General features: G+C 36.3%; 9 protein-coding genes and 1 pseudogene. 1 reads left to right on the top strand and 9 read right to left on the bottom strand.

Translation table 11 applies throughout. The annotated features are described in order from the left end of the window. Positions 1–16: 16 nt before the first annotated feature. Positions 17–256, top strand: a pseudogene (locus CWS01_RS06850) (IS3 family transposase); the annotation flags it as partial. Positions 257–336: 80 nt separating this feature from the next. Here the strand turns inward: CWS01_RS06850 and CWS01_RS06845 are convergent. From CWS01_RS06845 to hrcA, 9 genes are all read right to left on the bottom strand, one after another. Beyond that, positions 337–948, bottom strand: coding sequence for a PepSY domain-containing protein (locus tag CWS01_RS06845; protein WP_101176451.1), 612 nt, complete (start codon positions 946–948; stop codon positions 337–339). Positions 949–1,106: 158 nt separating this feature from the next. Beyond that, positions 1,107–1,775 carry a deoxyribose-phosphate aldolase gene (gene deoC / locus CWS01_RS06840; RefSeq protein ID WP_101176450.1) on the bottom strand — a complete coding sequence of 223 codons (669 nt, stop codon included), beginning with the start codon at positions 1,773–1,775 and terminating at the stop codon, positions 1,107–1,109. Between the two features lie 136 nt (positions 1,776–1,911). Beyond that, entirely contained in the window at positions 1,912–3,261 is a 1,350-nt protein-coding gene (gene mtaB / locus CWS01_RS06835; protein ID WP_101176449.1) for a tRNA (N(6)-L-threonylcarbamoyladenosine(37)-C(2))-methylthiotransferase MtaB, read from the bottom strand. Positions 3,262–3,267: 6 nt separating this feature from the next. Further along, complete coding sequence (locus CWS01_RS06830; protein ID WP_101176448.1) at positions 3,268–4,011, bottom strand: 16S rRNA (uracil(1498)-N(3))-methyltransferase; 744 nt, start codon at positions 4,009–4,011, stop codon at positions 3,268–3,270. Between the two features lie 103 nt (positions 4,012–4,114). Then, positions 4,115–5,056 (bottom strand): 50S ribosomal protein L11 methyltransferase, encoded by a 942-nt coding sequence (gene prmA / locus CWS01_RS06825; protein WP_101176455.1) that lies wholly within the window; start codon positions 5,054–5,056, stop codon positions 4,115–4,117. A gap of 20 nt (positions 5,057–5,076) precedes the next feature. Then, positions 5,077–6,207, bottom strand: a complete 1,131-nt coding sequence (gene dnaJ, locus CWS01_RS06820) for a molecular chaperone DnaJ (protein ID WP_101176447.1) — start codon at positions 6,205–6,207, stop codon at positions 5,077–5,079. Between the two features lie 164 nt (positions 6,208–6,371). Then, entirely contained in the window at positions 6,372–8,201 is a 1,830-nt protein-coding gene (dnaK, locus tag CWS01_RS06815; protein ID WP_101176446.1) for a molecular chaperone DnaK, read from the bottom strand. A 33-nt stretch (positions 8,202–8,234) separates the two neighbouring features. Further along, entirely contained in the window at positions 8,235–8,816 is a 582-nt protein-coding gene (gene grpE / locus CWS01_RS06810) for a nucleotide exchange factor GrpE (RefSeq protein ID WP_193603758.1), read from the bottom strand. Positions 8,817–8,944: 128 nt separating this feature from the next. Then, positions 8,945–9,973, bottom strand: coding sequence for a heat-inducible transcriptional repressor HrcA (gene hrcA / locus CWS01_RS06805; protein WP_101176445.1), 1,029 nt, complete (start codon positions 9,971–9,973; stop codon positions 8,945–8,947). Between the last annotated feature and the right edge of the window lie 152 nt (positions 9,974–10,125).

The following is a 10,125-nucleotide window of genomic DNA, read 5'->3' as shown; positions in this document are numbered from 1 at the left end:
TACAACAAACGATTGATTAGAGGAATATGGCATTAAAGGCAGCCACTCTCGCAAAGGAAACTGCCTGGATAACGCCTGCATTGAATCCTTCTTTTCACATCTCAAAACAGAGAAGTTGTATAGGATAGAGTGTAAATTAGAAGAAGAAATTAAACAAGCAATTGAGGAATATATTTATCATTATAATTATAAACGTTTTCAAAAAAGACTAAAACAACGCGCGCCAGTTGAGTACCGACACGCGTTAGTTGCATAGTTTTTTTGTGCTGTCTACTTGACAGGGGTAAGACCAGTTTTCAGACTATCTGCAGTTTTTTATTAAAAATTTTTTTGTGCTTAATTATCTTGTTTTTTTTCTAAAATTTCTCCAGTTTGTGCATCAACGCTGACTTCATATTCTTTTAACTGTTCTTCTACTGATACATCAAAATAAGTAGAAGCTGACTCTTTCTCTAAGCTCCATTGTGTAATGGCTCCTTTTTGTGCATCATTTACGATATTAAATAATTTTTCTTGTGTAATTAAATTATCCAAATTTAATGCTTCTTTTTCTTTTTTAACACCATTTGCATCTTCTGCATCTAATTTCTCTTCTTCTTTTACATTCAATTCGCCATTATTCGCGTCTATTTCTACTTCATATTGATTTCGTTCATTAATTCCCTCTACTTCATAATGCCATTTTCCAAAGTCACTATCTAATGACATCTCAGTAATAGCAGCGTCCGGATATTTATCTTGAAATGTTTTCACTGCATCTTCTATATTTACCTTTAAATTTTCCTTAGCTAGTGAATCACTTTCATTGTTAGCAGTTGAATTATTTGCATTTGTTCCCTGATTATCTGCATTATTTGCTGATTGTTGCTTATTATCATTTTGACTGCAAGCAGCTAATCCTAAAGCAAGTCCCGTCATAATCGACAAACTTATCCATATTTTTTTCATCTGGTGCTCTCCTTTATCTTTTAACTGTTAAGAATTATACCCCTGGTCCATCTTTTTAAAACAAACTCAATCAAGATAAAACAAAAAAAGCCCTATTTTTAGGACTTTACTTTTCGTTTAACACCAGATATAACACCCTATTTTAGAGCTTTTATTTTTTAATAGTCTGATGTGCTTGTTAAACCAGTAACAATAGCAACACCTGAACTTGCTCCGATTCTCGTTGCTCCAGATTCTACCATTTTTTGTGTATCTTCACTGCTTCTTACTCCACCTGAGGCTTTTACGCCAATATCTGGGCCAACTGTTTTTCTCATTAATTGGATATCTGTAATAGTTGCTCCACCAGTTGAAAATCCAGTAGATGTTTTAACAAAATCAGCGCCTGCTTCCACAGCTAAACGACACGCCTTTTCTTTTTCTTCATCTGTTAAAAGGCTTGTTTCAATAATTACTTTTGTTAAAGCTTTATTTCCTGCAGCATCTACCACTGCTTTAATATCTGCTTTTACTAACTCAAAGTCTCTATCTTTTAATGCACCGATGTTGATCACCATATCTACTTCTGTTGCGCCGTTTTCAATTGCATCTTTTGTTTCAAAAGCTTTTGTGGCACTTGTGCTTGCACCTAAAGGAAATCCAATTACGGTACAAACTTTTACCGTTGTGCCAGCCAATAATTCACTTGCTGTTTTTACCCATGTCGGATTTACACATACAGAAGCAAATAAATACTCTTTTGCTTCTTTACATAATAAAATAATTTGTTGTTTTGTTGCTTCTGGTTTTAGCAATGTATGATCAATCATTCCAGCAATTTTATTCATTTTCTTTTTCTCCTTTAATCAATATGTATCATACTTTTCACAAACTATTTTTGGTCATTAAAAAAAGCGCCTGTACCTTCCATCTATTATATCAAGATAATATTATAAGGATAAGATAACAGGGCGCTTCTTCTATTTAACTTATTGCTTGTTTCTGTTCAACTGCATCCATAACACGAACAAATTGTCCTTCGTTGACAGGATAACCAGCTTTTGTAATTTTCACTTTTACAATTTGACCAACCATTTCTTCTGTTGCCGGAAAAACAACTTTAAGATAGTTATCTGTATAGCCAACATATAATTCGCCATTTGCTGTGTCTTTATATACTTCTTCTGGAATGACTTCCACTACTGCTCCTTCATAGTTGGAAGCATACTCTTTTGCCAATTGATCAGATAATGCAATTAAACGGTGCACTCGTTCATTTTTAATTTCCTCATCAATTTGATCTTCCATTCGAGCTGCAGGAGTTCCAGTACGTTTTGAATACGGGAATACATGAAGTTCCGAGAATTTATGTTCTTTAATAAAATTATAAGTTTCCATAAATTCTTCTTCTGTTTCTCCTGGGAAACCAACAATTACATCGGATGTGATGGCAAGTCCAGGCAACGCTTCTTTTAAGCGTGTAATTCGCTCCGCAAAAAATTCCATTGTATACTTCCTTCTCATCCGCTTTAATACAGTGTTAGAGCCTGATTGAATAGGAATATGAAGATGATTTACAACAATATTGGACTGATCCAATACTTCGATTACTTCATCCGTAATTTGACTTGCTTCAATAGAAGAAATGCGGAGACGCTTTAATCCTTTTATCTTTGCTTCTAGTTCACGAAGAAGAGTAGCCAAGTTATAATCTTTCATATCTTCCCCATATCCGCCAGTGTGAATTCCGGTTAAAACAATCTCTTTGTAGCCAGCATCCACTAATTGCTGTGCTTGTCTGATTACTTCTTTTGGATCTCTAGAACGCATTAACCCTCTTGCCCATGGAATAATACAGAATGTGCAGAAATTATTGCACCCTTCTTGAATCTTTAAAGAAGCTCTTGTTCGATCAGTAAATGCAGGAACATCTAATTCTTCGTATACACGATTTTTCATGATATTTCCGACTGCATTGATTGGCTGTCTTTCTTCTTTATATCGCTCAATATATTCAAGCATTTTCACTCGGTCTTGTGTGCCGACAACAATGTCTACGCCAGGAATAGCCATAATTTCTGCTGGTGATGTTTGTGCATAACATCCCGTTACACAAATTACCCCATTAGGATTTTTGCGGACAGCACGTCGAATTACTTGACGGCTTTTTTTATCCCCTGTATTAGTTACCGTACATGTATTGATAACATATACATCTGACATATTTTCATACTCTACTCGTTCGTATCCTTGTTCTTTAAAAAGCTGCCATATAGCTTCTGTTTCATAATGATTTACTTTACAGCCTAATGTGTGAAATGCAACTGTTGGCATTTTTCGTCACCTCAATAATTCATAATGGTAGGAAACAGCAGATAATAAATAAAGGGGTGCTGTTTCTGTTCTTAAAATCCTTGGTCCCAACCCGCATGTTTGAAAACCATTTTCCTTTAATGCTGTTACTTCAGCTTCTGTTAAACCGCCTTCCGGGCCAAATACAACTAATATCGACTTGCCGTACTCAAGCTGTTTTAAATTGCTTGCTAAAATCGAAATTTCGCCGGCTTTTGCTTCCTCTTCATAAGCAATTAGTTTAAGGTCATAGTAACTTCCAAGTTCTATTAATCCTTTGAGTTTTACTGGAGCCATTACTTCAGGCATTCTATGGCGATGGGACTGTTCTGCTGCTTCCTTGGCAATTTTATTCCAGCGGACAAGTTTTTTATCGGACTTTTTCTCGTCCCATTTAACAACGGAGCGAGCTGCAATAAAAGGGATAAACTTAGATGCTCCTAGTTCTGTACCTTTTTGTATAATCCATTCAAGCTTATCCCCTTTCGGCAGTCCGCTCACAATCGAAACAGAAACTGGAAGTTCTTTCTTTTCTTCTATCCATTGTACCACTTTAGCAACGACTTGGTTTTCGGTAATTTTTTCTATAGAACAGCGAGCAGCTTGCTCTTGATGGTTTACGCAATATAGTTCATCACCAAACTTCATGCGCATAACTCTTGTTATATGATGGAAATCTTCCTCTTCAATATAAAAAATATCTTCTACATTTTCTGCAAAATACCTCTGCAATAAAAAAACCTGCCTTTATTTTAACATATGCTTCAAGTTCTAATAATTAGCAGAGGAGTTTTGTCCGCCTAAAATAAGACAACCAAAACTCCTGCATGATTTATTAATGAATTTTTTTAGCAGTAATGCTAACCCAGTCTTCCATTTGAACTATTTCTATAATTTCTAGCCCAGATGCTACTATCGCCTCTTTCACTTCTTCTTTTTTCTGGGAAATAATTCCAGAAGCGATAAAATAACCATCCTTATTTAATAAGCGATGCACATCATCTGTAAAGCGAATAATGATTTCAGCTAAAATATTCGCAACAATCACATCTGCCTGTTCTTGAATGTCATTTAAAAGATTATTTTGTTTAACTGATGCGACTTCCTGCACTTTATTTAACTTTAGATTTAGTTTTGCTGAATTTACTGCTACTTCATCTAAATCAAGTGCTAACACAGATTTCGCTTTAAGCATTGCTGCAGCGATGCTTAAAACACCTGAACCTGTGCCGACATCAATTACTACATCGTCTTTTTCTACTATTCTTTCCAAAGCTTGGATGCATAATACTGTTGTAGGATGTGTTCCTGTGCCAAAAGCCATTCCAGGATCTAGCTCAATGATTAATTCATCGCTGTTAACAGGCGTATAATCTTCCCATGTTGGCACAATTGTAAATTTTTCAGAGATTTTAACAGGGTGATAATATTTTTTCCAGGCAGTAGCCCATTCTTCCTCATTTACTTCCATAATAGAAACTTTATTTAATCCTATATCGATATTAAATAACACAAGGTTATTAATTGCTTCTTTAATTTCCTCAACCGTTTCTCCAAGAAAACTATTAATAGGCAAATAAGCTTTTACTATGACACCTTCTTCAGGATAATCATCAGGATTTAATTGGTAGATTTCGCCGAAACGGTCTTCTCTTTCTTTACTTAATTCAAAAGGATCTTCAATAACTACTCCGCTTGCTCCTGCTTCATGCAAAATATTAGAAATAGGTTCAATCGCTTCATTTGTTGTATGAATACTGATTTCTGACCATTTCATCTCTACCAACTCCATCTTCATTATTCACCTTTAAAGGCTCTTTTTACTTTTGAGAAGAAGCCTTCTTCTTCTTCTCCTCTTGGAGAATCTCCAGTTACTTCTGCAAATTCTTGCAATAATTGTTTCTGTTTATCTGTTAATTTAGTTGGAGTAATTAAGCGCACAATCACATGCTGATCCCCAATGCCATATCCACGCACATTTGTTATTCCTTTGCCTCTAAGACGGAATTTTGTTCCCGTTTGTGTTCCTGCTGGCACTTTCAGCTTAATCTTGCCGTGAAGAGTCGGAACCTCTACTTCGTCTCCAATCGCTGCTTGAACAAATGTAATCGGCATCTCGCAATAAACATCTTCTCCATCACGTTCAAAAAATTCATGTGCTCGAACATGGAATACAACATATAAGTCTCCAGCTGGTCCGCCATTTACTCCTGGCTCTCCTTGGCCGCTTACACGCAATTGTTGGCCATCATCTATGCCTGCTGGAATCTTAACAGCGATTTTGCGGCGTTTTTTCACTTTGCCTGCACCGCCACATGTTGAACATTTATGCTTAATTTCCTTGCCTGTACCGTTACAATGGTTACATGTTCTTCTATTCACAATGCGGCCAAATGGTGTATTTTGCTCGACATTGATTTGACCTGTTCCACTACACTGCTTACATGTTACAGGTTTTGTTCCTGGCTTCGCACCCGAGCCGCTGCATGTTTCACAAGTTTCTTCTCTTGGTATTTCAATTTCAGTTTCTTTGCCAAATGCAGCTTCTTCAAAAGAAAGAGTCATTGTATACTGCAGGTCCGCTCCCTGTCTTGGTGCATTCGGATCGCGTCTTCTGCCGCCTCCGCCTCCGCCAAAAAAGCTGTTAAAAATATCTTCAAAACCGCCAAAGCCGCCAAAATCTCCTGCTCCCCCGCCAAACCCTTGATTCGGATCAGTATGGCCAAACTGGTCATAGTGAGCACGTTTTTGATCATCGCTTAATACTTCATAAGCTTCTTTTACTTCTTTAAATTTTTCATCTGCATCTGCTTCTTTATTAATATCTGGATGATATTTTTTTGAAAGCTTTCGATATGCCTTTTTTATTTCATCCTTAGAGGCCGAGTTACTTACTCCAAGGACCTCATAGTAATCTCGTTTGTTCATGATTACCACTCCCCGATTCTTTTCACATAGATGCTATTGTATCATTTCGCTATACTAAAGTACAATAGTTTACATATTTTTTATCAAACTTCTCTTACGGTGCAACAAGAGAAAAAGCCAAAGCCAAGAATAACCTGACTTTGACTTTTTAGACTTTCTTATGCTTATTTATCGTCTTTTACTTCTTCGAATTCTGCATCTACCACATTGTCATCTTTACCAGTAGATTGGCCTTCTGCGCCTTGTGCAGCTTGTGCTTGTTTTGCAGCTTCTTCGTAAAGTTTCATCGAAAGATTTTGCACGATTTCTTGCAATGCATCTTTTGCAGTACGAATTTCTTCTAATTCGTTTTTCTCAATCGCTGCTTTTAACGCATCTTTCGCTTCGTTTGCTTTTGCAACTTCACTTTCATCTACTTTGCCTTCCAGATCTTTTAATGTTTTTTCTGTAGTGAAAACTAATTGATCTGCTTCATTGCGAAGTTCTACTTCTTCTTTACGCAATTTATCTGCTTCTGCATTTTCTTCTGCTTCTCTTACCATTTTGTCAATGTCTTCATCAGATAATCCAGTAGAAGATTTAATTGTAATAGTTTGTTCTTTGTTTGTGCCAAGATCTTTAGCACGAACATTTACAATACCATTTTTATCAATATCAAATGATACTTCAATTTGTGGGATTCCGCGTGGTGCTGGCGGAATATCTGCCAATTGGAATCTGCCTAATGTCTTGTTATCTGCAGCCATTGGGCGTTCCCCTTGAAGCACATGGATATCAACAGCTGTTTGGCTATCTGCAGCAGTTGAGAATACTTGTGATTTAGATGTTGGGATCGTTGTGTTACGGTCGATTAATTTTGTAAATACTCCACCCATTGTTTCAATACCTAAAGAAAGTGGTGTAACGTCAAGCAATACAACGTCTTTTACATCACCAGTGATAACTCCACCTTGAATTGCTGCACCCATAGCAACAACTTCATCTGGGTTTACACCTCTATGAGGCTCTTTGCCAATTTCTTTTTTGATCGCTTCTTGTACAGCAGGGATACGAGTAGATCCACCAACCAGAATAACTTTATCAATTTCAGAAGTGCTTAAGCCTGCATCTTTTAATGCTTGACGAGTAGGACCCATAGTACGCTCTACTAAGTCAGCTGAAATCTCTTCGAATTTTGCTCTTGAAAGTGTTACTTCCAAATGAAGCGGTCCAGCTTCTCCAGCTGTGATAAATGGTAAAGAAATTTGTGTAGATGCCACACCTGATAAATCTTTTTTCGCTTTTTCAGCTGCATCTTTTAAACGTTGAAGAGCCATTTTATCTTTGCTTAAATCAATGCCATTTTCTTTTTTGAACTGATCTACTAAATAATCAATGATTACTTGGTCAAAGTCATCTCCGCCAAGACGATTATCACCAGCAGTAGATTTAACTTCGAATACGCCATCGCCAAGCTCTAGAATAGAAACATCAAATGTACCGCCGCCAAGGTCATAAACAAGAATTGTTTGATCTTCGTCTGTTTTATCAAGACCATATGCAAGTGCTGCAGCCGTTGGTTCATTAATAATGCGTTCTACTTCTAAACCAGCAATTTTACCAGCGTCTTTCGTCGCTTGGCGCTCTGCATCATTGAAGTACGCAGGAACAGTGATAACTGCTTTTGTTACTTTCTCTCCTAAATATTCTTCTGCATAACCTTTTAAGTATTGAAGAATAATAGCTGAAATCTCTTGTGGAGAATAGTTTTTGCCTTCTACTTCTACTTTATAGTCTGTACCCATATGACGTTTAATGGACATAATCGTATTTGGATTTGTAATAGATTGGCGTTTTGCTACTTCTCCTACTTGTCTTTCTCCATTTTTAAATGCTACAACAGATGGAGCAGTACGGTTTCCTTCTGGATTTGGAATAACTTTTGGTTCTCCACCTTCTAGTACAGCAACACATGAGTTTGTTGTACCTAAATCGATTCCAATAATTTTACTCATGGAATATCCCTCCAATTTTTATATGTAATGTTTTTATTGACTTACTTTTACCATCGCTGGTCGAATTACTCTATCTTTTAGCTTATACCCTTTTTGAAACTCTTCTACTACAATATTCGGCTCTGTTCCTTCTACTTCTACTTGCATTACTGCCTGATGAAGATGGGGATCAAACTCTGAACCAACGGACTCAATTGCTTCTACGCCTTCTTTTTTAAGAGCTTCCAACAAACCTCTGTACACCATTTCCATCCCAGTAAATAAGCTTTGGGCCTGTTCTTCGGTTGCTTCCATTTTTAGCGCTCTTTCAAAATTATCAATCGCTGGCAGTAAATCTACGACTAAACTTTGAGCTCTATATGTTTGCGCCGCTTCTAAATCCAGCCTTGCTCTGCGACGGGAATTATCAAAATCAGCTTGAAGACGAAGATATCGATTTGCTTCATTTTCTAGTTTAGCTTCTAATTCAGCTATTTTTGATTCTGCTGCTTTTAAAGTTTCTTCGTCAGAGAATTCTGCTTGCACTTCTTCAAACACTTCTTCTACTACTTCTTCCTGCAGCTCACTAGCATTTTGTTCTAATTCTTCATTCTGTGTTGTTTTTTCTTCTGCCAAAATGTTCACCTCCCTTAAATGAAACGCTTATTAATACTGTCTCCCTTGTTATTTCTGCTCGAAAAAATTTTCAAAGGGAGACCTTTCACAAAAATCGTGAGAACAGCTTTATTATTTTAAAGCATGTTTTATTTTTGATACAAATTTGTTAAAACTTTTGTTAAGTCCTGTGACAAAAATTGCAAAAGACTGATTACACGGGAATACTCCATTCTGGTTGGCCCCAATATAGCTATAGATCCTAATTGCTCATTGCCGATGCTATACGACGCTGAAATGACACTGCAATTATCCATTGCACTATTTTTATTTTCTGTGCCAATTTTAATGCTGATTTCTGCTGAAGTATTGCGAATCAAATCATGGATTCCCTCTTCTGTGTCTATCATGTTAAGAAGGTTTCTGATTTTTCCAATATCATGAAACTCTGGTTGACTCAGAATATTTGTTTTGCCGCCGAAAAATAATTTTTCATGGCTGTCGATTTTCACTGTCTCTGATAAGGATTTGATAAAGTAATCATAGTGGCTAATATGCTGCCTTAATATTGATGCCACTTCTTTATATATTTTATTATGCAATTTATCAAGAGAAACTCCTAGCAACCTCGCATTTAGTATATTGACCACTTTTTCTATTTCGCTTGCATCAACAGATTCAGGCAATTGAAACATTCTATTTTCAACATGACCAGTGTCTGTAACAATAATAGCGGTCGCAGTATGTTTATTTAAAGGAACAATTTGGATTCTTTTCAGCTTATTTTCTTTTACAGCTGGCCCAAGAACTATAGTAGTATAATTAGTTAAATCTGACAATATTTTCGCTGATCTTTGCACAATTTTTTCTAATTCATATATTTTTTCGGCAAAAACCGAATTAATCTTTACCATATCTGTCTTGTTAAGCTTTTGTGGTGCCAATAAATGATCCACATAAAAGCGATATCCTTTTTCCGATGGAACCCTACCGGAAGAAGAGTGTGTTTTTTCTAAATATCCCGACTCTTCCAGATCAGCCATTTCATTGCGGATAGTCGCCGAACTGAAGGTTATTTCTTCTTTCTTCGACAAACTTCTTGAGCCAACAGGTTGTGCGGTCGATATAAAATCATCAATAATCACTTGTAAAATTAATAATTGACGATGCGTTAACACATTCATCACCTCTGTTAGCACTCTCTCTTAACGAGTGCTAAATCTATTTATAAATTATCAAATATACAGGGACTATGTCAATAATTTGCTTCTTTTTCTCACAGAAAAATTATAAACTTATTATTGTTTTGTACAAAACTTTACTCTTTTAC

The sequence above is a fragment of the Niallia nealsonii genome (assembly GCF_002835805.1).
GTDB lineage: Bacteria > Bacillota > Bacilli > Bacillales > Cytobacillaceae > Niallia > Niallia nealsonii.
Note: the sequence above shows the minus strand (reverse complement) of the source record. Positions and strands in the feature narration are given on the sequence as shown.

Coding starts and splice junctions, on each gene's coding strand:
- CWS01_RS06845 (WP_101176451.1), bottom strand. CDS start 948: ATGAAAAAAATATGGATAAGTTTGTCGATTATGACGGGACTTGCTTTA.
- prmA (WP_101176455.1), bottom strand. CDS start 5,056: ATGAAATGGTCAGAAATCAGTATTCATACAACAAATGAAGCGATTGAA.
- mtaB (WP_101176449.1), bottom strand. CDS start 3,261: ATGCCAACAGTTGCATTTCACACATTAGGCTGTAAAGTAAATCATTAT.
- deoC (WP_101176450.1), bottom strand. CDS start 1,775: ATGAATAAAATTGCTGGAATGATTGATCATACATTGCTAAAACCAGAA.
- dnaK (WP_101176446.1), bottom strand. CDS start 8,201: ATGAGTAAAATTATTGGAATCGATTTAGGTACAACAAACTCATGTGTT.
- dnaJ (WP_101176447.1), bottom strand. CDS start 6,207: ATGAACAAACGAGATTACTATGAGGTCCTTGGAGTAAGTAACTCGGCC.